This window comes from Chryseobacterium sp. UNC8MFCol (assembly GCF_000482305.1).
In the GTDB taxonomy this organism is placed as follows: Bacteria; Bacteroidota; Bacteroidia; order Flavobacteriales; family Weeksellaceae; genus Chryseobacterium; species Chryseobacterium indologenes.
On record NZ_KI535293.1, the window covers coordinates 102,175 to 123,353 of the forward strand.

Here is a 21,179-nt window from a genome sequence, read left to right on the forward strand (position 1 = left end):
TCGATGAAAATATAAAAACCCGATCGCAGTTTTGAGGAATTGATACAAAGTTTGTACCTAAAGTTGTTAAATGGTAATAATTTGTTGTTTTTATTATTACGTTAACCTTAAATAGTGTTAAATAGCTATAAGAAAAAAGCCTTATCAACTGAGTGATAAGGCTTTCTTATTTTGAAGTAAATATTTTATTTGTTTTTCTTGTAATAATTCACACCACATTCTAAGAATTTTTTGAAATCCTCTTTAGGCATGTAGCCGGAAACCGGTGTATTGATTACTTTTCCATCCGGAGTTATTAAAACATAGTGAGGTTGTGAGTTATTGTTAAAGTTAACCTGTTGGAATAAACTCCATCGGTCACCAATCGTTTTAACCTTTTTAATCTGTCCTTCCCCAAGGTCTATTTTTGTTTTCTGATCTTCCGGAAGCTCTTCCTTGTCATCTACATATAAGGAAGCTAATACAATGTCATTCTGAAGAATCGGCAGGATATCCGCTTCGCTCCATACAAATTCTTCCATCTTTCTGCAGTTTTCACACCCGTACCCCGTAAAGTCGATAAGAATAGGTTTGTTTTCTTTTTTTGCCAGCTCAATCGCTGTGAAGAAATCGTGCTCAGGATGCATTCCGAGAATACCGTCTTTCTCATCATGGAAATAACTTACGTTCAAAGGAGGGAGAATTCCGCTTAGTAACTGAAGTTTCGGACGGTCTGAAGGAATTAATCCCTGAATCAGATAAATCACAAAACCAAATCCAAGTACACCCAGTATTTTTCTGGTGATTGAAATTTTAGGTTTTTTATCATCATGCGGGAATCTGATCACCCCGAATAAGTATAAAGCCAATCCCAGTGCAATAATGATCCAGATTGCAATGAAAAGCTCTCTTTTTAAGAAGAATGTTTTTGATACAAGATCTGCTTTTGATAAGAATTTTAAGGCTAGTGCCAATTCCACGAACCCTAATACAACTTTTACCGTATTCATCCATCCTCCTGATTTTGGAAGACTCTGTAGCGCCTGAGGGAATAATGCCAAAAGTCCGAAAACAATTGCCCATGCCAACCCGAAACCTGCTAAAGCAAACGTTAATAACATCGGAACATTGGATGATCCAGTAACAGCACTTCCTAATAAACTTCCCAGGATAGGCCCCGTACAAGAGAAGGAAACGATTACCAGAGTCAATGCCATAAAGAAGATTCCGATGATCCCGCCTGCTTCCTCTGCTTTTGAGGATTTATTGGCAATTGAACTGGGGAGTGTAATATCGTAATATCCGAAGAAACTTCCGGCGAAGAAAATGAATATGATAAAGAAAGCAATATTCAGCCAGACACTGGTGGAAATCTCGTTGAAAATATTTCCGGCAATCCCGTCAATAATGTGGAACGGAATACTTAGCAGAACGAAAATAAGAAGGATGAAGAAGCCATAGATAAGAGCATCTCTCTTTCCTTTTGCCTTGTCTTTACTTCCTTTGGTAAAGAAAGAAACCGTTAACGGAATCATCGGGAAAACGCAAGGTGTTAATAAGGCGATCAGCCCTCCGATAAAACCTAAAAACAAGTAGGTCCAGTAGTTTTCTTCCACTTTAGCAGAAGCGGTACCACAGTCGGTTAACGGGTTTTTGAAATCTATCGTTTGAATTTTCAGTTGTTTAGGGTCAAGTTTTGATCCTTCTGCTACTGTAATTTCTTGCTTTACAGGATTTTCGCTAACAGTTTCAACGGCTTTAGCAGAATCCTTTGCAGGTTCTGTTTTTTCATCAGTCGTGGCTTCTTCTGTAGCCCCTTTTGGCGTCACTTTTTGATTGAACTCCAGTGTATTGGGAGCCAGGCATACTCTGTCATCACAGGTCTGGTAGGTGATTTCAGAAGTGACGTCCGCAGGTTTTGTCGGATCTTTTAGTTTGAATTTTTGTTTAAAGCCTGCCGTATTAGAATAGAAAACAATGGTTCCTCCAAATGCTTCGGAAAATTCCTCATGTTTTTTACCAACCTCTGTAAACTTTCCGATCAGTTCAATATTTTTCCCGGAAACTTTATATTCCGTAGGGATTCCTGTATCTTCCGGAAGATCTTTAGAATAAATATGCCAGCCGCTTTCCATGGTGGCATTCAAAACAGCTTCATACTGGTTGTTTCCCAGGTCGTTCACCGTGAATTTAAATTTTACAGGATTTTTTATCTGTGCATTAATTCCTGTCGCTAAAAATAGTAGAATTAATAAAAACCAATTTCTAAATTTCATTTTTTCGTTTCATTAAAAATTTTGAGATTCCATTTTGTCTTCTCATCCTTTGTATATCTTCTGTCTTGTCTGAGAGGGATAACGCCAAGAACGGAATTATGACTGTCAGACAGTATCCAGATTTTTTGCCTCGCTAAAATAGATAATTTTTCGTCCCTAAAAAACTTAGAAACTTTCTTTTTCCCTGAAAAACCTGCAGGATAAAATTCATCTCCATCCTGTTGCTTTCTTAAACGCAAGGGGAAGTGTAGTTTTTCAGCATCAAAATTCCATTCAAACTCCTTATTGATTCCTTCAATGTGTTCAATAGAGTCTCGAAGATTGACATTAATCCCGATCTCAGAAAAATCAAACTGGTCGATCAGAATAATTTCGTTCTCCGCATTCTGAGTCATTTCTCTTTCAGTAAAGATTAACTCATCCCTATTGACAATCAATCGATAGTCTTTGGAAAAAAAAGAACTGTTATTTTCAGCCTTGAAAATTTTAGGAATTTCTTCTTCCCGGTTGAACCCGTATTTTTTAAAAATCTCAAATTTGACGAAATCACTTTCCTGATCCAGCTTTTCCTTTGATAAGATTTTATGGCCAGGGTTAAATAGGGTAAGCCTTTTTTCTACTTCCAGCATTTGTTTTTGAACAAAATCTTTGGTTTGATTCAGGTATTCTGTGCTTTTTTTAAAGTTTTCCAGAAAATGACCGTTTGTTTCCAGCAGCTTGGGTACGATCTCATTTCTGATCTTATTCCGTAGATAATCACTTTTTTTATTCGAAAGATCCTCTCTGAACAGAATTTGGTTACTCTCTGCAAACCTGTAGATGTCTTCCTTTGAAAAAGGCAAAAGCGGTCTGAGGATATTGTTTTCATGAGAAGGAATGCCACTCAAACCATGTATTCCTGCAGCTTTGGATAAGTTTATAATGAACGTTTCCAATTGGTCATTGAGATGGTGCGCGGTAACCAGAAAAGGCAAATTTTCCTTTTCCTGAATTTCTTTAAAAAATGCATACCGAAGTTCTCTTGCCCAGAGCTGAATGGAATTTTCCGGTTTTTTATCCTTTTCTGAAACTTCATAGAGATGAAATTTTAGATGATTTTTCTCACAGAAATCCTCCACAACTTTCTGGTCAAGATCCGAATCTTCGCCACGAAGTTTATAATTGATATGGGCGACCTGAAATTCGTATCCGGCACCTTGCATTTCATCTCTTGAATCCTTAAAGAGAGAGGCTAAAACCATAGAGTCTGCCCCGCCGCTTACCGCCAGAAGAAATCTTTGTTTTTCCGGCTGGTGAATGAGATTTTTTAGTTGATTGATAAAGCTTGATTTTTCCAACATCGATGTTGAGAATTTCTTTTATGCAAAGATAACCTATATAATTCAATTGAATTTTCCTAACTTTGATTGGTCTAAAAATGATTATTTATGAAGATTTTAAAAATTTTAGCAGTTTCTGCAATGGCGTTAGGAATGACATCTTGTGTGAGCAAGAAGCAATATGATGCATTGAGCACAAACTATAAGCAGTGTATCGAAAACATTGGTGAAAGACAAAGAGAAATCCAGGATTTGAAATCTCAAAACTCTGCATTGGCGGGTGAGAACAATTTATTAAAAAGTCAGCACGATGCTTTAAAATCATCACTTGATGCCTGTCTTTCAAATACGGGGAAAAGTTCTGCTAATATTGATAAATTGGTAGGAGAAATCAATGCTTCGAATTCATATATCAAACAATTGATCTCCAGCAATGCTAAAAACGATAGCTTGAATCTTGCTTTGTCTAATAAGCTGAAGAGATCTTTAGATAATGTCTCTGATGAGGATGTACAGATAAAAGTATTAAAAGGAGTGGTAATGATCTCTCTTTCTGATAAAATGTTGTACAAAACCGGAGATTATAACATCCTGCCTGCTGCTCAGGAAGTTCTGGGTAAAGTAGCAAAAGTGATCAACGATTACGATAAATACTCCGTATTGATTGAAGGTAACACAGATAACGCACCTTTAAATTCTGTAAATCTTCCGAGAGACAACTGGGATCTTTCTGCATTGAGAGGTACATCTGTTGCTAAAGTTCTTCAGACTCAATTTGGAGTAGATCCTGCGAGAATTACAGCAGGTGGTCGTTCAGAATACAATCCTAAAGCGACTAATATGAGCGTTTCAGGTAGAGCGGAAAACAGAAGAACAGAAATCATCATAATGCCTAAACTTGATGAGTTTATGAAACTGATGGACATTGCTCCTAAAAAATAAATACTGTATACTTTAATATGGTAGAAAAGATCCCGATTTTTCGGGATCTTTTTTTATAATGATCTGTTTTGTAAATTTTAGAAAAAGTTCTCTATATTCAATATAGAACTAATAAGATTTTAGAAAATGAAGTAGATGCATTAAAGCAAACCCAATCGAAAGGTGATCTAAATGCCTGTCCCTGAGAAATATTCCGGACTTCCTATTCTTGAGATTGCTTAAAGGAGGTTCAATGAATAAAAAAAATAAATCCCAAGGAGATTCGGGATTTATTTTTAATCAGATTAATTCTTCCTTTCTCAAGAGAGAAATAATTCTTTGTAAAAATGAATTGGATATTTCTGTCTTGTTTTTAGGCGCAGGAGAAAGTATATGACCTTTCGGTACATTCTTTTTTTGATTCTCACGGTTAGTTTGCTTTTCTCCTGCAATCATTTTAGTTTTCCTAGTGTTTTTACCCTGTTTCTGTTGCAAAATTATCCCTAATACCACAAAAATACCATCCGTATTTTCACGGTATTTTATATCGGGAAAATACGGTACGTTATATTGCTAGTTTATTGTGAATATAATTCGTTGATTAATAAAAGAATGTGTATATTTAAGTCTCCGTAAAAGGAAATATCAACAAAGAGGTATCCGAAAATCTTAAAGAGTAGGAAATTAATACTAAATCAAAATAATTATGAAAAATCTAAAAAAACTTTCCAGAACAGCAATGAAAAATGTTCAGGGTGCAGCATTGGAATGTAATCCCGTTATTATTTGTCAGAAGAGAACTGATTGTTGCCCGGGATGGGCGTGTCCTGGAAGAGGGCAGTATTGTATTGCTATATAATGATGGTTTGCATCAGAATAAATAGATTCAGGAAGAGAGAGATTCATTTCTCTCTTTTTTTTATCCTATTGCAGGACGGAAACCGCATGTTTAAAAAGAAGTTTTAAAATCCGTAAATTTGTTTAAATTAAAATTGTATGAGCTTTTTTGAAGAAAAGAATCCTGAAATGGATAGATATTTGGAAGCACATGCTTCTTCAGAATCAGATATTCTGAAAAAGCTGAGAAGGGAAACTTACCAAAAAACCACACAACCCCATATGATTTCGGGATATCAGCAGGGGAGATTGCTGACGATTATTTCCCAGATGATGCAGCCCAAAAATGTTCTTGAAATAGGAACATTTACAGGATATGCCACTTTATGTCTTGCTTCAGGCTTATCAAAGGACGGCAAAATTACCACCCTTGACGTCAATGAGGATCTCGCCTATCTTCCGAAAAAATATTTTGAGACCAGCGAATATGCCAGTCAAATTGATTTTAAGTTGCAGGATGCTAAAGAATTTTTAAAAGAAACTGATGAGTTCTTTGACCTCATTTTTGTAGATGCAGATAAAGAAAATTATGCGGAATATTTCAAACTGATAAAACCGAGAACAAAATCTGGATCCGTGATTCTTTTTGATAATGTTTTATGGTATGGGAAAATACTGGAAGAAAATCCCAAATTAAAATCTACACAGTCGATTAAGGAGCTAAACGATTTAGCGGCAAAAGATGAAGATTTTGAAAATCTTATTTTACCTTTGCGTGATGGAGTAAACTTCCTTCGAAGGAAGTAATTAAAATATTCAGAGATTAAAACGATGAAAGCATTTCACAGTTTTCAATTTTTAATCTTTAAATTATTCAATCATTAAATTTAGAGTTGATGAATAAAGGAATTTGTATAGTTACAGTAGCGCCGGTCCGTGCAGAAAATTCTGACCGGGCAGAAATCGTTACGGAAATATTGTTTGGAGAAAGCGCAGATATTCTGGAAGTAGATAAAAACTGGACCAAAATAAAAATGCATTATGACGGCTATGAAGGATGGATGGATACCAAACAGCTGAAGCCAGTAACTGATGAAGAACTAGCCAGGAGAAAAGTAACGGTAGTGACAGAAGATTTTTCTTCAGTACTAATGAATGACGGTAAAACCCTGCTTTCAATAGGCTCTGAAGTAGAATTTCCGGTCGTAGCTTCGAAGAGGAGTCATGATATCCGTGAAAGTATTGCTCTCACTGCAAAAGAATTCCTTAACGTGCCTTATTTATGGGGTGGTAAAAGTTTTTTTGCTGTAGACTGCTCCGGTTTCACTCAATTGGTGTATAAAGTTCATGATATTAAAATTCCCAGAGATGCTTCTCAACAGGCTGAGGTAGGGGAGGCACTTACTTTTGTAGAAGAAACCAAACCAGGAGATCTGGCTTTCTTTGAAAATGCAGACGGTAAGATTATCCACGTGGGTATTATGTTGGAGAATCAGAAAATTATTCATGCATCGGGAAAAGTAAGAATCGATACGCTGGATTCAACAGGTATTTTCAACAAAGAGATGAATAAGCATACCCACAAGCTTAGGGTGTTAAAAAGCGTTCTGTAATTCTGATTTAATAGTTCCCGCAATGGCTTTTATCTACAATCTGTTTGTTACTCTCCTTATCTTCGGGATGAAGGTTTTTTCATTATTTAATGATAAAACTAAAAAAGGAGTTGAAGGGAGAGAGCGGTCTTTAGAGAAGGTTAAAGCAGTATTTACTCAAAAAGACAGGGTAATTTGGATGCATGCAGCCAGTCTCGGAGAATACGAGCAGGGATTACCTGTGCTGGAAAGGCTGAAAGATCATTTTCCGGAGCATAAAATTCTTGTTACTTTCTTTTCTCCTTCAGGATATGAAAATGTTGTTAAGAAAAAACATATTGCAGATGTTATCTGCTATTTACCTTTTGATAAAAAGAGTATAATAAACGAATTTATAACACAATTCAATGCTGAACTATTTTTTACGGTGAAGTATGATTACTGGTATAATCTTCTAGCAGCTCTTAAAAACAGGAATACAAAGATTTATGTTATTTCTGCCTTATTTTATGAAAGGCAGTCCTTTTTCACTTCTTACGGAAAGTGGTTTGTAAAGCAGCTTAAGAAGAATGTCGACTGGTTTTTTCATCAGACTCAGTTTTCGATCGCTTTGGCAAAAAGTATAGGATTGTTGCAGTCTTCGGTAACGGGAGATACCCGCTTTGACAGAGTAAAACAGCTCAGAGAAAGAGACAACCATGTCGACCATATTACAGACTTCATCGGAAATGATAAGGCAATTGTTTTTGGAAGCTCCTGGCAGGCAGAAGAGAAAATGGCAGAAATGATTTCAAGGAAAAACAGGACAGTGAAGATGATTATTGCCCCTCATGATCTGAAAAGGGTAGAACATTTGAAAAGTATTTTCCCTGATGCTGTATTGTACAGTCAGATCAGCCAGTCACAACATTTGGATTTTGTCTCTCAGGTTCTGATTATAGACAGTATCGGGCTACTGTCAAAACTATATTCGTATGCTGATGTAGCAGTTGTGGGCGGAGGCTTTCATGATGCTGGATTACACAATATTCTGGAAGCGGCCACTTTTGGGATTCCCGTTATTTTTGGTAATCACTATAAAAAGAATCCTGAAGCTGACGATCTTATTGCAGCAGAAGGAGGAAAGTCTTTTAAAGACGAATACGGAGCTTCAGAATTTGTTTTATTCCTTACCAATGAAGACAATCAGGAAGAATTGAAAACGATGTCTCAAAATGCCAGGAGATTTATCAGCGATAAACCCGATTCTACCACAATGATCATCGAAAAAATTCTATCTTAAGAATCCCTGTTTTTTTATGTCTTTCATGATCTGATCTATGTTGTCGGGAATGTCATCACATACAAACCATTTAAAGTCAAGATTATTATTGATACAAAGTTTCTGCAGATAATGATTTTCTGAAATTTTTGTCTGGATATCGCGGAGGTATTCATCAACTTCCATCCAATAATCTTCGTCCAGTTTTTTGACTACAACAAGTGATTTGAATACCTTATTGATTATATAAATATACAGTTTGTACACGTTGTCAAACCTTTGCCTGCTGAGATCGTTGTTATAATCTAAAATTTTGCTGACCATCAGTAAATTCAACGAGACTTCCCCGAATTTGTCTGTTGTAATCTTAACATGTTCGGTGATTTCAGCACTTATTTTCCGGATAATGGTCAGGAAGTACTTGGCATTTCCAATGTATTTTGAAGCCAAAAGAATTTTTTCCTCTACCTGTTCTTCCATAGCATTTCTCTTATCATCCGTGTTCTCAGGATCGATTAGCTCGAAATACAGCTTTTTTGACAGCAATTTATCTTTTCTCAGCAATCTGAAAATAAGCTTGTCTTTCTCCTGGCTGGAAAAGGCACTCAATGCAGCTTTAAACTCTTTCGAATACTCCATCAGTTGAAAATTTTTGAATATTTGAGAAAACCGTTTAGTGCCCAGTTTGCAGTATAATATAATGATTTTACGGTAGAAAATCCCATGAAATCCTTATACACCAGATACTGATCTTTAATGATATTTTTCTTTTTCCGGGAAACACTGTTTTCGCGCATTCTGTATTTGGCCATTGTCTTGTTGATAGGCATTCCTTCGGGGATAACCTTTAAAAGGTTAAGCCACATCACATGATCTTCACGCTTGCTTTTTACAGGGAACATGAATTTTCCGACTCTTTTGGTGTCGTACATCGTAGAAACCGGAGCCAGTCTGCAGGTCTTTAATAAATTAGAAAAAGTAACTATAGTATCGGCCATGAAATCTTTGAGGATAGGCTGTAGCTGTTCGTCACATCTGGAATAATTGCAGTAGACGAGCTCAGCATGGTGCTCCTGCATATAATCTGTCATCGTTTCAAGGTATTCCGGATACCAGTAATCATCAGAATCAAGAAATGCTATATACCTTCCCTGAGCTCTTTCAAGGCTGTTGTTTCTTGCGTTGCCGGCACCACCGTTTTTCTCTAAAACCTGAAGTTTTATTCTGGGGTCATTATACTTTCTGATAATTTCTACAGTATTATCCTTGGAAAGGTCATCCGTGATCAGCCATTCCCAATTCGGGTTGGTTTGATTAAGAACTGATTGTATCGTTTCCTCAATGAATTCTGCGGAATTGTAACAGGGAGTGATAATGGAGACAAGGTCTTTCATTTGTGCAATAAAATAGATGTAAAATTATAAAAATCTTTTTTCATACAGATGCCATGAGGTAATACCCACCCCGATAACTACAAGCATACAAACAATACTCATCATATAAGGATTGTAATCTTCAAAAAGGCCTAACGTCTGAAAGACCCTGATAATAGGGAAGTGGAAGATATATATTCCATACGTGAAGTCTCCGTATTTTCCGAAATTATTCAGAAATTTAAAAGAATAAGCAATATACAGGACAATAATACTGATCATGATAGGCGAGAAAAGCTTTATTTTAAAAATAAGGTCTATCCATACTGTCAGGATGGCAATGATGAAGAGCGTATTTTTATACTGAATGAATTTGTTAAAATTAAAATAGATAAGCATTCCTCCGATGAAATAGCATAGTGAGCCGGGAAGCTGTCTTGAGATCGCAGGTCTGCCCGTCATCTCAAAATAATTCAGGAATACCAATGACAAAAAATATAATATGATGAGACTGATATTTCTAAACTTATTATTCTTTCCAAACAATAAAAACATGAACGGAACAGCAATATAAAAACACATTTCTATTTTAAGGGTCCAGAGTGCCCCGTTTACCGCCTGGTTGCCAAATACTCCGGGAAGCCATGGGGCTTTGAAATTCATAAAAAGAGAATTCCAGAATGCATATTTATACACCTGAGCGTTGCCGAAATATTCAGAAAAAGACAGAGTGCTTACCAAACTTAATAAAATGGTACAAAGGAAAACCACCAACAAATAAGCGGGAACAATCCTGTTGAACCTCTTCTTCGCATAGCTTTTCAGGCTCGAAGATCTTTCATAGCTTCTTGCAATTAAAAAACCACTGACAATGAAAAACGAGAAAACTGCGACTTCTACTGGGCTATATTCAAGGATTTTAAGTGAAGCGGATTGGCTTAATGCTCCCAAATGCCCAACGAAGACAATGAAAGCAAGGAGAACACGTATAAAGTCAAAATTGTTTTTCGTTATATCCTGCATTTGCTATTTTTCTTACAAAAATAACTTTTTTAATAGAACGTGAAGACTATCGCATGTTCAATATTTGTTAAATAAAGGCTTTTTTGAGGTTTCCTGTTTTTAAATATATATAAATAAAGGTTGATGAAATAATTTTTGATAAAAAATCGTTATATAAATCAAAAAAATTATAATTTTAGCGATTGAAAAAATTAATCTATGAAGAAATTACTACTACTATTTGCAGGGGTGTCATTATTGGTGGCTACCGGATGTAATAACGATAATGATAATGTTAGGGAAGCACCGCTTGTAGGGCTTTGGCAACCGTTAAAAGAAGTGGTTACTACAGTAGAGACGGGAGAACAACCGATTTCAGATCAGATTACTTATACCGATTGCCAGAAGCTATCCAGATGGTGGTTCAGCACTGAAACCAATGGGAAAAAAATAGATGTAACGGAGCCTACTACTGCTGGTGGCACATGTAATATTTTGCCGGACAAAAACTTTACCTACACCTATGAAAAAGGGGCGAAGACGGTTATCATGAAATTTCAGGGAATTGTAGAACCTGTTTCAGCAAAGGTGGTGACTCTGAACGATACGACTCTCAACCTGGCAGTAAGAGAAGAGACTCAGGATCCGACTGTATTTAAAACAAGGACATATACTTTTACGAGAGTAAACCCTCAGAAATAATAAGTGTAATTCAAGATATAAAAACAGATCTCATCCCCGGATGAGATTTTTTTATGACCAGAGATTTGGAATTCATCATAATTTAAATTTCTATTTCTTTTAAAATCATTATTTTTGTGAATCTTGTTTACGGGATAAAAAAATCCAATATTTAAAGTCTAACATATAACATATATATAAAGTGTTTTACGATCATCAGCAGATAGAAAAAAAGTGGCAGAAATACTGGGAGGAAAATCAAACCTATAAAACCTCCGATAATACCGATAAACCTAAATTTTATGTACTCGATATGTTCCCGTACCCATCCGGGGCCGGACTTCACGTAGGTCACCCGCTGGGATACATTGCATCAGATATTTATGCGAGATATAAAAGACATCAGGGGTTTAACGTGCTCCACCCTGTAGGATATGACAGTTTTGGACTTCCTGCTGAGCAGTATGCCATCCAGACAGGACAGCATCCGGCAATCACTACAGAGCAAAACATCAACAGATACGAAGAGCAATTGAGAAAAATCGGATTTTCATTTGACTGGAGCAGGGAAGTAAGAACTTCTGATGCTTCCTATTACAAGTGGACACAATGGATTTTTATTCAGTTGTATCATTCGTGGTATAATAAAAATACGGATAAGGCAGAACCTATCGATACCCTGATTCAGCATTTTGAACAAAAAGGGACCGAAGGATTGAATGCCAATCAGAATGACGAATTAAACTTTACCGCTGAAGAGTGGAAAAGTGCTTCCGAAATTGATAAAGAAGATATCTTATTGAATTACCGTCTTGCCTACAGAGCCGAAACTACCGTAAACTGGTGCCCTGCATTAGGAACTGTATTAGCCAATGATGAGGTAAAAGACGGGAAATCTGAAAGAGGAGGATTTCCTGTATTTCAGAAAAAAATGATGCAGTGGAGCATGAGAATCTCTGCTTATTCAGAAAGATTATTACAGGGACTTGCTACACTGGATTGGCCACAGCCTTTGAAAGATTCTCAGGAGTATTGGATCGGAAAATCTCAGGGAGCACAGGTTCAGTTCGACGTAGAAGGACATGACGAAATCGTTGAAGTATTTACCACAAGACCTGATACTATTTTTGGAGCTACATTTATGGTACTGGCTCCTGAAAACCCTTTGGTAGATACAATCACTACAGATGCCCAAAAGGCAGAAGTCGATACATATATAGAAGAAACTTCCAAAAAAACCGAAAGAGACAGAATGTCCGACGTGAAAAACGTGAGCGGAGCGTTCACCGGAAGCTATGCAATCAATCCGTTCAGTGGTGAGAAAATGCCAATCTATATTTCAGACTATGTGTTGATGGGATACGGAACAGGAGCTGTGATGGCTGTTCCGGCACATGACGAGCGTGATCATAGATTTGCGAAGAAATTTAATTTAGAAATTAAAAAAGTAGTAGAAACCGAAGAAGATGTTCAGGAAAAATCTTTTGATTCTAAAGATTCTGTTTGTGTAAATTCTGATTTCTTAAACGGATTAAATTATAACGATGCAAAATCAAAAATAATTTCCGAGATCGAAACCAAAGGTATTGGACACGGAACGACGAACTACAGACAACGTGATGCGATTTTCTCAAGACAAAGATATTGGGGAGAACCTGTTCCTATATATTATAAGGATGGGATGCCATACACATTACCAACTTCTGCGTTGCCATTGGAACTTCCGGAAGTTGAAAAATATCTGCCAACAGAAGATGGAGATCCGCCATTAGGAAATGCAAAAACATTTGCATGGGATGAAGCGAATCAAAAAGTAGTGGCTACAGATTTAATTGATGACCAGACCATATTCCCATTGGAATTGTCTACAATGCCAGGATGGGCCGGAAGCTCATGGTATTTCCTTAGATATATGGATCCCCATAATGATGGTGAATTTTCTGCAAAGAATCTTTCCGATTATTGGGGACAGGTAGATTTATATATCGGAGGTAGCGAGCACGCAACCGGTCACTTATTATATTCCCGTTTCTGGAATATGTTCTTAAAAGACAGAGGCTGGATCAACCATGATGAGCCTTTCCAGAAATTGATCAATCAGGGAATGATTCTCGGAATGAGCGCATTCGTTTATAGAATTGACGGGACCAATCAATATGTATCTAAAAATTTAGCAAAAGACTATCAGACCCAACAAATCCATGTTGATGTATCCTTATTAAAAGGAACCTCTGACGAATTGGATACCGAAGCTTTTAAAGCATGGAGACCTGATTATGCAGATGCAGAATTTATCCTGGAAGACGGAAAATACATCACAGACCGTGAAGTTGAAAAAATGTCCAAATCCAAATATAATGTCGTGAATCCTGATGATATCTGTGAAGAATACGGAGCAGACGGATTAAGATTATATGAAATGTTCCTGGGGCCATTGGAGCAATCCAAACCTTGGAATACTCAGGGATTAAGTGGAGTGTACGGATTCCTTAAAAAATTCTGGAACCTTTATTTCAACGGAGACGTATTCGAAGTTTCTGATGAAGAGCCTACAAAAGCTGAATATAAAGTTCTACATACCTTAATTAAAAAGGTGGTGTACGACATTGAAAACTTCTCTTTCAATACTTCCGTATCTTCCTTTATGATTGCCGTGAATGAACTTCAGAAATTAAAATGCAACAAACGCAGCATTCTGGAACCTCTTGCCGTAATCATCTCTCCATATGCCCCTCACATCTGTGAAGAACTTTGGAGCCTGCTGGGACATGAAACCTCTATCGAATTTGAAAAGTTTCCTGTATTAAATGAGGATTATCTCATCGAAGATGAAATTGAATATCCGGTAAGCGTAAATGGTAAAATGAAGTTCAAAATTTCCCTTTCCGCTCAGTTTTCTGCTAAGGAAGTAGAAGATTTGGTGATTTCAAATGAGAAAATGCAACAGATTTTGGAAGGAAAAACCCCTAAAAAAATCATTGTAGTTCCTCACCGTATTGTGAATATCGTAATTTAAAAAAAAATTAACATTGGGAAATTAAAAAAAATGGACGTCTAATTTTTTTGATTTTTTAACCCAAATGTTAAATTTGAAAAAAATAAATAAAATAACTGCGAATAATTATAATATTAAAATCGTATTAAATTTTCTTTATTAAAAAAAAGCAAAATGTTTAATTAAGACTCTTGCATTTTAATTAATTTTGCCTTTAATTTACACCCTGTAAAATTTTAAAACAATATAATTTAGTTAAATATGGAAATGAATGTTTCAAAAAATGATGAGCAAGTAGTTGCTAGAAAAGCAGGAGGTTTAAATCCAGCTGTTATTATTCCTATTCTATTTGCTATAGGAGTATGTATTTATTTATTCGTTCTTGGTAGCCCAGGAAACTTCAAAGATGCAGACAAACTGGGAAGCGGATCTGTAGCGTTTTCAAGTATTGAAGGAAAAGACATTCACCCAGAATCGTTTTTAGGTATTATCTACAAAGGAGGGGTTATCGTACCAATCTTGATTACTTTCATGATTACTGTAATCGTTTTCTCTTTTGAAAGATATTTCGTTCTTGGTAAAGCTGCAGGAAAAGGAAACTTAGACAACTTCGTTGTACAAGTAAGAAGCTTACTAAACCAAAACAAAATTGATGAAGCTATCGAAGAGTGCGACAGACAACAGGGTTCTGTAGGTAACGTAGTGAAAGAAGGTCTTACTACTTACAAAGCACTTTCTCATGATAACACATTAAATAAAGAGCAGAAAATGGTAGCACTTAACAAAGCTATCGAAGAAGCTACAACTCTTGAGATGCCAATGCTTGAGAAAAACATGATGATCCTTTCTACTTTAGGTACTGTTGCAACGTTAGTAGCACTACTTGGAACGGTAATCGGGATGATCAAGGCGTTCTTCGCATTAGGTTCAGGAGGTGGTACTCCGGATGCTGCTGCTCTATCTACTGGTATCTCTGAAGCCTTGATCAACACGGCATTAGGTATTGGTACTTCAGCAATCGCTATTATCCTTTATAACTTCTTTACTTCTAAAATTGACGGATTAACTTACAAGATCGACGAGATCTCTATGAGTATCCAACAATCTTTCGCTGAATTCAACTAAGAATTAGCAAGAAATTTGCATTAGCAATTAAAAAGAAGTTTAATTAAAAATATTTTATAATAATGGCGAGAGTCAAACCAAAAAGACATGGAGTAATTACGGACATGACTGCAATGTGTGACGTTGCGTTCCTACTCCTTACGTTCTTTATCTTGACCACTCAGTTTAAAAAACCTGACGTGGAGCAGATCAAACCGCCATCTTCAATTTCGGAAAAATTGCTTCCTGATGCTAGTTTAATGACTATCAACGCTACTCCGGACGGAAAATTCTATTTCCAGCCAGTAGAAAACGCATCAGAAAGAGTTGCTCTTTTGGATAAAATGGGACAAAAGTATGGAATTACTTTTGACAACAACCAAAAAGCTGCTTTCCAGAAAGTTCAGGCAATTGGAGTTCCAATGAACCAACTAAAAGGGTACTTGGATATGCCTGCAGATGAGCAGAAAAATTATAAGAGTCCTACAGGTATTCCTATGGACAGTACAAATAAGCAATTAATCGACTGGGTAAAAGAAAGTTTAAGCGTTAATCCTGACTACAAGTTAGCTATTAAAGGTGACGTTACAACTCAGTACCCTAAAGTAAAAAGCTTGTTTGAAGGTTTAAGAGATATTGATTTTCTTAAATTTTGGTTGATTACATCACAAGAAGGTAAACCTAACGAATAATATCGATAGAAATGGCAGAAGTACAAGTACAGGAAAAAGGCGGCAAGGGCGGCAAAGTCCGTTCCAAGAAGCAGAGTACCAGAGTCGATATGACTCCGATGGTGGACTTGGGTTTTCTATTGATTACCTTCTTTATGTTCACAACTACATTCAGTAAACCGAATGTTATGGACTTAGGTCTTCCGGCTAAACCTAAAAAGGATCAGCCGAAACCTCCTCCAACAGAAATTAAACTTTCTAACTCAATTTCTATCTTATTAGGAAAAGATAACAGAGTGTTCTGGCACCAGCAGGATCCAACTTCCTTGAATGACCAGAATCTTATGGAAACTACTCTTGACAGAGAAGGAATTAGAAAAGTAATTCAGCAGGCAAAATCTAAAGCTGCAGATCAAAGTAAATTTACCGTGATCATTAAGCCAACTGACGATGCTGTATATAAGAACTTTGTTGATATTCTTGACGAAATGGCAATTACCAAAAGCGAACAATACGGTGTTACCGATATAAAGCCTTTTGAAAAAGCTGTTTATGAAAAGAAAATAGGTGGTGCTGCTGCACCGGCTGCTACAAAGTAATTTAACCATAAAATTGTATATCTAATCTATGGCAGATGAAAATGTATACGGTCAGAATCTTACCCTAGACGAAATCGTATTTGAAAATAGAAACAAGGAATATGGTGCCTATGATCTTAGACATCAGTATCCGAGACTTTTAACCAAGTCATTTATTATCGGAACAGCATTATTCCTTTTGGCAGCTTTATCTCCGTTCATCTATCTTACGATCAAGAATCTTACAGCTCCGCCTAAGCAAGAAGTAAAGGCAGATCTTGTAGATATTATCGAAGAAGATCCGATCATTGAGCAGCCTAAAGAAGAAGAACCACCTCCACCACCTCCACCACCAAAAGAAGAGGAGAAAATCGAGGTAATTCAGAACGTTGTTCCTGAGCCTGTAAAAGCTCCGAAGATCGAAACTCCACCACCGCCAATTTCTAAGCAGTTGGAAACTACAACTGGTTTGAACAATCAGGAAGGAGTAAAAGCTCCGGCTTATACGCCACCACCGCCACCACCATCTACAGGTACAAAAACTGCTACGGTAGAGGTGAAAGCGAATAACCCTAACGAAATCTACAAAGATGTAGACCAGTCTGCGGAATATCCTGGAGGTATGGGAGCATTAAGAAAGTTCTTAGGTGAAAACTTCGATAATTCAGGAATGGAAGGAGAAGGTACACTTAAAGCTAAGCTTAAGTTCGTTGTAGAAAAAGACGGAACTGTTTCCGGAGTTACTATTGAAGAAAAATCTCCAAATAGCGACTTCAACAATGAAGCAATCCGTGTAGTGAAGAAACTTAAAAAGTGGACTCCAGCTAAGAGAAACGGAGAAAGCGTAAGATCTTACTATAGCGTACCATTTACGATGAACTTTGAATAAGACTAATTATTCAAATTATAAATAAAAAGAGAAGCATATGCTTCTCTTTTTTATTTTTTTTGGTATTTTTGTTACATGATGTTCAATTGGTTATCCCTGGTTACGGGATTGTTTTATATCGTTTTGGGAATTGTAGTAATTGTCTATAAATTCTTCTTTACCATTTTAGAACCTGCTGTTGCTTATGCATTAGGCGTGGTTCTTATTATTTATGGAGTTTTCAGAATTTACAGGGCGATTTCAAGAATCAAAAAATCGAGAGATGAAGAATAGTGTTAAAATTGCAGTCGTTTTTGTTTTGAGTATACTGCTCATTGGCTGCAAAAAAAAGGAGGAGAAATCCCCATCCTATAATAAAGGTGATCTTACCATTTATACAGACGAATCCTTTCAAAGCGTTACTGAAGCATTAGCTGACGGCTATATGATCAATTATCCTGAAACAAGGATTAAGGTTGCTACCCAAAAAGAAGATTTAGGCTTATTGGATCTCTTGAAAGGTAAGGCAAAGGTCATCGTTATGTCAAGAAATCTTAATGCTGACGAGATCAAAACATACGAGGAAAGAACTGATTTAAAATTTCTTCCTGCTAAATTTGCAGCTGACGCAGTGGTGTTTGTTGTTCCTAAAGATTCTCCTAAAGAAAGTATTTCAATGGAAGAAATCAATGCCGGGCTGGCTTCAGATAAAAAAGATTTTATCTTCGACGGAACCAACTCAAGTAATCTTAATTTTGTAGCTGAAAAGCTGAAAAAACAACCTAAAGACCTTAAATTTTCAATTATTCCGGGGAATCAGAAAATTATTGAAGAACTTGGAAAATATCCCGGTAAGATTGGAGTAATCGGATTAAATACCTTTAGCCGTCCTTATGATAAAACTTCTGAGAAGCTTAGAGAAATGGTGAAAGTACTGCCCGTTGTAGAGAAAGGAAAACAATATACAGCCGACTATGAAGGACTTCGCAACATGGAATATCCGTTTACAAGAGTCCTTTATTTCCTTATCAATGAAGGTAATTTTAATATTGCCAATGGATTTATCAGATTTTCCTGCACACATTTAGGACAAAAAATAGTTCAGAAAGAAGGTTTACAGCCTTATAACCTTTACAAGAGAGAGGTGCAAATGCGTTAAAAAATATTAAAGTCACAATTTACCACAAAAGAAATAACCGTTTTGGTCTGAAAATTGTGTAGATATAACTCGATTATTTAGAAATATAAAATGAAAGATATAATGATTATGAATGTAAAAAAGATTGCTTTTGGAGCAGCCGTAGTATTTTTTACCGGTTTTGCCACTGCACAAACATTGCAGGATGGTATCAACAGTATAGACAGTGATAAATTTGCTCAGGCAAAGACCAACTTCACTGATATGATCGCTAAAGAACCTACTGCTGAGAATTACTTCTACTTAGGAAACACTTTCCTGAGACAGGGAGAACCTGATTATGCCAAAGCAACTGAAAATTTCAACAAAGGATTAGCTGCTGACGGCAAGAGCTTTCTTAATAAAATCGGTCTTGCTGCCGTGAAATTAGGAAAAGGAGACAAAGCTGCAATCGCTGAGATTCAGAAAGTAGTAACTGATTCAAAAGAAAAAGATGCTGAAGTTCTGTTCAGAGCGGCAGAAGCTTTAACTTTATTTGAAAAGAACAGTTCTCCGGATCTTGCTATCCAATTCTTAACCAAAGCAATTGAAAAAGCTGAGAAAAAAGGAGTTCCTGCACATTATTATTATACATTAGGAGATGCTTACAGATTGAAAAGAATGCCGGGTGAGGCTATGTCTGCATACGATAAAGCACTGCCTACAGCTAAAAATAAAGCATCTGTTTATACAAGAATGGCGACTTTATGGATGGCAGCTCAACAATGGCAACAAGCTAAGCAAAATATCGATAAGGCAATTGGTGTAGATCCAACATATGCTCCTGCTTACAAAGCAATGGCTGGATATGATATCAGATATCAGCAGAATGCAAAAGCTACACAAGACCTTATTAACTATACAAAATACGCTGACGAAGATCCGTATACTCAATTAGAAATTTCAAAGCTGTACTTCACAAACGAAGATTATGCTAATTCTAAAACAGTTCTGGATAAGATTTTTGATAAAATTGAAGATCCTATTAAGTTCAAATTAAGAGCATACCAGGATTATGCAGATAAAAACTATACGGGTGCTAAGCAGAATATGGACACTTTCATTTCTCAGGCAGAGAAAACAAGAGTACAACCTGCTGACCAGGGACTTCAGGGGCTTATTGCTGCTGGATTAGCAAAAGATGAAAAAGATGCTGCTAAGAAAACTGCTTTAATGACTGAATCTCAGCAGAAAATTGCCATTGCAAAAGCTGCAAAAGATGAAACAATGAAGTGGGATATGGAATTAGCCAACATCGCTGGTGGCGGAGGTGCTTCTCAGGCTGATGTAGATAAAGGGGCTACCAGCCCTGCTATCGAAGCTTTGAAAAAACAAGTGGCTGCCAACAGCCAGGATTCTGATGCTTTATTTAAACTGGCAACAGCTTACCAGGATGTTAAAAACTGGAATGGTGCCATCCTAACATGGCAAAAAATGTCAGCATTACTTCCTGATTGGGCTCCGGCTTATTACAGCCAGGGATATTCTTACCAACAGGCAGGAAATAACGATGCTGCGAAAATAGCTTACGAAAAATTCATCAGTACGGTAAAACCGGCTGATCAGGAAGCCAACAAGCAAACTCTTGCTTATGCTTACTTTGCAGTGGCTTACATGAGCAAAGATTCTGATATTGCAAAAGCGAAAGATTATGTTGCTAAATCTTTACAGCTGGATCCTACTTACCAGGACGCTGTAAAATTAAATGCAGAAATTAATAAGTAATTTAAATTTAAATTATATATAGTAAAACTTCCCATTCGCAATGTATGGGAAGTTTTTATTTTAAATCCTATCTTTGACTATATGAAAACTGATATACTTGCTTTTGGAGCACATCCTGACGATGTAGAGCTCGGATGTGGAGGAACTATTGCCAAAATGGTTTCGGAGGGTAAAAAATGTGTTGTTGTAGATCTGACAAGAGGAGAACTCGGGACTAGAGGTACTGATGAAACAAGAAAAGCAGAGGCTGCTGATGCTGCCAGAATTTTGGGGCTTTCCGCAAGAGAAAACCTTGGAATGAAAGACGGCTTTCTTGTCAACTCTGAAGAATACCAGATGAGGATCGTAAAAATGATTCGTAAATACCGCCCGGAAATCGTCTTGGCCAATGCAATTGATGATAGACATCCGGACCATGCAAAAGGAGCGAAATTAGTATCGGATGCGTGCTTTTTGTCCGGATTGAGAAAAATTGAAACAGTATTGGACGGCGAGAATCAGGAAGTCTGGCGTCCAAAGCATATTTTTCATTATATTCAATGGAAAGACATCAGACCGGAGTTTGTTATTGACATCTCAGAATTTCTGGATAAGAAGATCGATTCGTGTATGGCATATAAAACTCAGTTTTATGACCCGACTTCCACGGAACCTGAGACTCCAATCACCACAAAAGACTTTTATGAAAGCTTAACCTACCGTGCGCAGGATTTAGGGCGTTTATCGGGAGTGGCTTATGCTGAGGGCTTTACGTCAGAAAGGTTAATTTCTTTGAAAAATTTTGATGGAATTGTTTGGTAGTTGAGGAAATTGTCCTATA

General features: G+C 36.8%; 20 protein-coding genes. 15 read left to right on the forward strand and 5 right to left on the reverse strand.

What is annotated here, in order from left to right:
- Nucleotides 1-185 precede the first annotated feature (185 nt).
- Together M030_RS0122390 and tilS are read right to left on the reverse strand one after the other, a co-directional pair.
- The gene (locus M030_RS0122390) at nt 186-2,255 is read right to left on the reverse strand and encodes a protein-disulfide reductase DsbD family protein (protein WP_027375453.1); all 2,070 of its coding nucleotides are present in this window, start codon (nt 2,253-2,255) and stop codon (nt 186-188) included.
- Entirely contained in the window at nt 2,252-3,595 is a 1,344-nt protein-coding gene (tilS, locus tag M030_RS0122395) for a tRNA lysidine(34) synthetase TilS (protein WP_027375454.1), read from the reverse strand. Before tilS ends, M030_RS0122390 begins: the two co-directional genes overlap by 4 nt.
- A gap of 87 nt (nt 3,596-3,682) precedes the next feature.
- Here tilS and M030_RS0122400 point away from each other — a divergent pair, with 87 nt between their 5' ends.
- The 5 genes from M030_RS0122400 (at nt 3,683) to M030_RS0122420 (ending at nt 8,206) form a co-directional block, all read left to right on the forward strand.
- Nucleotides 3,683-4,516 carry an OmpA family protein gene (locus M030_RS0122400; protein WP_027375455.1) on the forward strand — a complete coding sequence of 278 codons (834 nt, stop codon included), beginning with the start codon at nt 3,683-3,685 and terminating at the stop codon, nt 4,514-4,516.
- A gap of 685 nt (nt 4,517-5,201) precedes the next feature.
- Nucleotides 5,202-5,354, forward strand: a complete 153-nt coding sequence (locus tag M030_RS25680) for a CCPGW family putative bacteriocin (protein ID WP_155857886.1) — start codon at nt 5,202-5,204, stop codon at nt 5,352-5,354.
- A 137-nt stretch (nt 5,355-5,491) separates the two neighbouring features.
- Complete coding sequence (locus M030_RS0122410; protein ID WP_027375456.1) at nt 5,492-6,139, forward strand: O-methyltransferase; 648 nt, start codon at nt 5,492-5,494, stop codon at nt 6,137-6,139.
- Between the two features lie 89 nt (nt 6,140-6,228).
- Complete coding sequence (locus M030_RS0122415; protein ID WP_027375457.1) at nt 6,229-6,945, forward strand: C40 family peptidase; 717 nt, start codon at nt 6,229-6,231, stop codon at nt 6,943-6,945.
- A 22-nt stretch (nt 6,946-6,967) separates the two neighbouring features.
- Nucleotides 6,968-8,206 carry a 3-deoxy-D-manno-octulosonic acid transferase gene (locus M030_RS0122420; RefSeq protein WP_027375458.1) on the forward strand — a complete coding sequence of 413 codons (1,239 nt, stop codon included), beginning with the start codon at nt 6,968-6,970 and terminating at the stop codon, nt 8,204-8,206.
- On the opposite strand, the gene M030_RS0122425 is transcribed toward M030_RS0122420, so the two are convergent.
- Genes M030_RS0122425 through M030_RS0122435 form a run of 3 tightly spaced genes read right to left on the reverse strand, consistent with a single transcriptional unit; the run spans nt 8,198 to nt 10,581 of the window.
- Nucleotides 8,198-8,824 (reverse strand): hypothetical protein, encoded by a 627-nt coding sequence (locus M030_RS0122425; RefSeq protein WP_027375459.1) that lies wholly within the window; start codon nt 8,822-8,824, stop codon nt 8,198-8,200. The genes M030_RS0122420 and M030_RS0122425 overlap by 9 nt on opposite strands.
- Nucleotides 8,824-9,579 carry a glycosyltransferase family 2 protein gene (locus tag M030_RS0122430; protein ID WP_027375460.1) on the reverse strand — a complete coding sequence of 252 codons (756 nt, stop codon included), beginning with the start codon at nt 9,577-9,579 and terminating at the stop codon, nt 8,824-8,826. Before M030_RS0122430 ends, M030_RS0122425 begins: the two co-directional genes overlap by 1 nt.
- 24 nt (nt 9,580-9,603) lie before the next feature.
- The gene (locus M030_RS0122435; RefSeq protein WP_027375461.1) at nt 9,604-10,581 is read right to left on the reverse strand and encodes an acyltransferase family protein; all 978 of its coding nucleotides are present in this window, start codon (nt 10,579-10,581) and stop codon (nt 9,604-9,606) included.
- A gap of 198 nt (nt 10,582-10,779) precedes the next feature.
- Here M030_RS0122435 and M030_RS0122440 point away from each other — a divergent pair, with 198 nt between their 5' ends.
- The 10 genes from M030_RS0122440 (at nt 10,780) to bshB1 (ending at nt 21,160) form a co-directional block, all read left to right on the forward strand.
- Nucleotides 10,780-11,262 carry a lipocalin family protein gene (locus M030_RS0122440; RefSeq protein WP_027375462.1) on the forward strand — a complete coding sequence of 161 codons (483 nt, stop codon included), beginning with the start codon at nt 10,780-10,782 and terminating at the stop codon, nt 11,260-11,262.
- A gap of 181 nt (nt 11,263-11,443) precedes the next feature.
- A complete protein-coding gene (gene leuS, locus M030_RS0122445) occupies nt 11,444-14,257 on the forward strand; it encodes a leucine--tRNA ligase (protein ID WP_027375463.1) in 2,814 nt (937 codons plus the stop codon).
- A gap of 240 nt (nt 14,258-14,497) precedes the next feature.
- Complete coding sequence (locus tag M030_RS0122450) at nt 14,498-15,361, forward strand: MotA/TolQ/ExbB proton channel family protein (protein WP_027375464.1); 864 nt, start codon at nt 14,498-14,500, stop codon at nt 15,359-15,361.
- A 62-nt stretch (nt 15,362-15,423) separates the two neighbouring features.
- The gene (locus M030_RS0122455) at nt 15,424-16,032 is read left to right on the forward strand and encodes an ExbD/TolR family protein (RefSeq protein WP_027375465.1); all 609 of its coding nucleotides are present in this window, start codon (nt 15,424-15,426) and stop codon (nt 16,030-16,032) included.
- Nucleotides 16,033-16,043: 11 nt separating this feature from the next.
- Complete coding sequence (locus M030_RS0122460; protein WP_027375466.1) at nt 16,044-16,610, forward strand: ExbD/TolR family protein; 567 nt, start codon at nt 16,044-16,046, stop codon at nt 16,608-16,610.
- 28 nt (nt 16,611-16,638) lie between these two features.
- A complete protein-coding gene (locus M030_RS0122465; RefSeq protein WP_027375467.1) occupies nt 16,639-17,478 on the forward strand; it encodes an energy transducer TonB in 840 nt (279 codons plus the stop codon).
- 78 nt (nt 17,479-17,556) lie between these two features.
- On the forward strand, nt 17,557-17,751 hold the full coding sequence (locus tag M030_RS0122470; RefSeq protein WP_027375468.1) for a DUF308 domain-containing protein: 195 nt from the start codon (nt 17,557-17,559) through the stop codon (nt 17,749-17,751).
- Complete coding sequence (locus M030_RS0122475) at nt 17,741-18,616, forward strand: PstS family phosphate ABC transporter substrate-binding protein (RefSeq protein ID WP_027375469.1); 876 nt, start codon at nt 17,741-17,743, stop codon at nt 18,614-18,616. The genes M030_RS0122470 and M030_RS0122475 overlap by 11 nt, the downstream gene beginning before the upstream one ends.
- Before the next feature lie 90 nt (nt 18,617-18,706).
- Nucleotides 18,707-20,359 (forward strand): tetratricopeptide repeat protein, encoded by a 1,653-nt coding sequence (locus M030_RS0122480; RefSeq protein WP_027375470.1) that lies wholly within the window; start codon nt 18,707-18,709, stop codon nt 20,357-20,359.
- Nucleotides 20,360-20,440: 81 nt separating this feature from the next.
- The gene (gene bshB1, locus M030_RS0122485) at nt 20,441-21,160 is read left to right on the forward strand and encodes a bacillithiol biosynthesis deacetylase BshB1 (RefSeq protein WP_027375471.1); all 720 of its coding nucleotides are present in this window, start codon (nt 20,441-20,443) and stop codon (nt 21,158-21,160) included.
- The last annotated feature ends 19 nt before the right edge of the window (nt 21,161-21,179 follow it).

Coding starts and splice junctions, on each gene's coding strand:
- M030_RS0122390 (WP_027375453.1), bottom strand. CDS start 2,255: ATGAAATTTAGAAATTGGTTTTTATTAATTCTACTATTTTTAGCGACA.
- tilS (WP_027375454.1), bottom strand. CDS start 3,595: ATGTTGGAAAAATCAAGCTTTATCAATCAACTAAAAAATCTCATTCAC.
- M030_RS0122400 (WP_027375455.1), top strand. CDS start 3,683: ATGAAGATTTTAAAAATTTTAGCAGTTTCTGCAATGGCGTTAGGAATG.
- M030_RS25680 (WP_155857886.1), top strand. CDS start 5,202: ATGAAAAATCTAAAAAAACTTTCCAGAACAGCAATGAAAAATGTTCAG.
- M030_RS0122410 (WP_027375456.1), top strand. CDS start 5,492: ATGAGCTTTTTTGAAGAAAAGAATCCTGAAATGGATAGATATTTGGAA.
- M030_RS0122415 (WP_027375457.1), top strand. CDS start 6,229: ATGAATAAAGGAATTTGTATAGTTACAGTAGCGCCGGTCCGTGCAGAA.
- M030_RS0122420 (WP_027375458.1), top strand. CDS start 6,968: ATGGCTTTTATCTACAATCTGTTTGTTACTCTCCTTATCTTCGGGATG.
- M030_RS0122425 (WP_027375459.1), bottom strand. CDS start 8,824: ATGGAGTATTCGAAAGAGTTTAAAGCTGCATTGAGTGCCTTTTCCAGC.
- M030_RS0122430 (WP_027375460.1), bottom strand. CDS start 9,579: ATGAAAGACCTTGTCTCCATTATCACTCCCTGTTACAATTCCGCAGAA.
- M030_RS0122435 (WP_027375461.1), bottom strand. CDS start 10,581: ATGCAGGATATAACGAAAAACAATTTTGACTTTATACGTGTTCTCCTT.
- M030_RS0122440 (WP_027375462.1), top strand. CDS start 10,780: ATGAAGAAATTACTACTACTATTTGCAGGGGTGTCATTATTGGTGGCT.
- M030_RS0122450 (WP_027375464.1), top strand. CDS start 14,498: ATGGAAATGAATGTTTCAAAAAATGATGAGCAAGTAGTTGCTAGAAAA.
- M030_RS0122455 (WP_027375465.1), top strand. CDS start 15,424: ATGGCGAGAGTCAAACCAAAAAGACATGGAGTAATTACGGACATGACT.
- M030_RS0122460 (WP_027375466.1), top strand. CDS start 16,044: ATGGCAGAAGTACAAGTACAGGAAAAAGGCGGCAAGGGCGGCAAAGTC.
- M030_RS0122465 (WP_027375467.1), top strand. CDS start 16,639: ATGGCAGATGAAAATGTATACGGTCAGAATCTTACCCTAGACGAAATC.
- M030_RS0122470 (WP_027375468.1), top strand. CDS start 17,557: ATGTTCAATTGGTTATCCCTGGTTACGGGATTGTTTTATATCGTTTTG.
- M030_RS0122475 (WP_027375469.1), top strand. CDS start 17,741: ATGAAGAATAGTGTTAAAATTGCAGTCGTTTTTGTTTTGAGTATACTG.
- M030_RS0122480 (WP_027375470.1), top strand. CDS start 18,707: ATGAAAGATATAATGATTATGAATGTAAAAAAGATTGCTTTTGGAGCA.
- bshB1 (WP_027375471.1), top strand. CDS start 20,441: ATGAAAACTGATATACTTGCTTTTGGAGCACATCCTGACGATGTAGAG.